The following is a 1,407-nucleotide window of genomic DNA, read 5'->3' on the forward strand; positions in this document are numbered from 1 at the left end:
TAATTGGGAACAAGAATTAGCTCAAGTAGAAACTAAATTAAAAGAACTTTACAAAGCCCAAGAATTAACCCAAGAACAAAAAGCTAAAATTAAAGAAGCTTTAAATAAAAACGAAAATAAAATTAAAGAAATCAAAGCACAAATCAAAAATACATCAGGTAATATCACTATCTTAAAAGGTCAACTTCAACAAAAAGAAGCAGAAAAAACTAACAAAGAAAAAGATATTAAAACTAAACAAGAAGAACTAAAAACAACAACTAACCCCGACGATAAAAAACGCTTACAAGAAGAAATCTCAAAATTACAAGATGAAGAAATTGAGTTACTCGGACAAATAGATAATATCAAAATCCAAATCGCCAAATTAAAATCCAAACAAACAATGTACGAAGAAATGTTATCACGCGCCCAAAATTATAAAAAAGATTTAGAAAAAGATTATAATAAACTAACCCAAGACGAACAATCTATCTTTAACAAAATAAAAACCCAAGAATCCATTCGTGGCGAAATCCAAAATAACATCAATGAAATAAACGAAAAAAAAGCAGCTATCGAAGTAAGAAAAAAAGGATTATAAATAATGAGAGAAGCAGCCAATGTCGCAAGACAAAATTTAACTGCTTGGGATAAAAAACATGAATTTAGTTTTGGTAACGTTCGTGACGCTATTTTCCAAGGCGCCGAATTATATATGGATGCTTTTGGTGGTCGCGGTATATTAAGAGCAGTAGGCGGCGGATTAACTAAAAAAGCTGCTGGAACTATCGCAAAAGGCGGATTAATCGTTCACGAAGTTCATCGTGCAGTCCACTTAGCGCAACAATTAATGCAAAAAGAAGATGGAACTCCTAAAATGATGGACCAACAAACATATGAAACAATTACTAAAAGAATAGAAAAAGATTTAGATGAAGCCAAAGCCGACTACAAAGACGCTGAAAAGAAACTTGTAGAATATAAAAAACAAAAAAACCAAAACAAAATAACTAATCAAATAGCTGAATCATATGATTTAAAAGAATCTATAAAAATAAAACGCTTTTCACGAATCAACGAATTCGAAAAAATCGTTAACGAATTAGATGAAAAACGAAACGAAGTTTCAAACGCTAACAAATTAGCAAAAAAGCATAATAAACTAGAAGAACAATTAGAAAATAAAAACGTAGAAATAGATGCAAGAAAAGAAGAATTAAAACAAAAATCTCCCAACTACGCCAAAGTTCAAGAAAGAGTTAAACAAAGACAATATCGCAAATATTATACAACTAATGATAATAATCAAAAAAATCAAGCATAAAAATTATTACCAAATATAAATTTTCTTTAAATTTAATTAAATAAATATTATATAATAGTAGTAATTAATTTTTTTAAAGATAATACCAATTCCTACTATTA

Annotated in this window: 1 protein-coding gene and 1 pseudogene; both read left to right on the forward strand. The window is 28.6% G+C overall.

From position 1 onward, the window contains the following. Positions 1-583: pseudogene (locus ON17_RS03205) on the forward strand (DNA double-strand break repair protein Rad50); the annotation flags it as partial. 3 nt (positions 584-586) lie between these two features. Continuing rightward, positions 587-1,306, forward strand: coding sequence for a hypothetical protein (locus tag ON17_RS03210; protein WP_017191599.1), 720 nt, complete (start codon positions 587-589; stop codon positions 1,304-1,306). Positions 1,307-1,407 lie beyond the last annotated feature (101 nt).

Origin of the sequence: Poinsettia branch-inducing phytoplasma str. JR1, assembly GCF_000309465.1 — a bacterium.
GTDB lineage: Bacteria > Bacillota_I > Bacilli_A > Acholeplasmatales > Acholeplasmataceae > Phytoplasma > Phytoplasma pruni.

Excerpts from the sequence above, each read along its gene's own strand:
- ON17_RS03210 (WP_017191599.1), top strand. The coding sequence starts at position 587 with ATGAGAGAAGCAGCCAATGTCGCAAGACAAAATTTAACTGCTTGGGAT.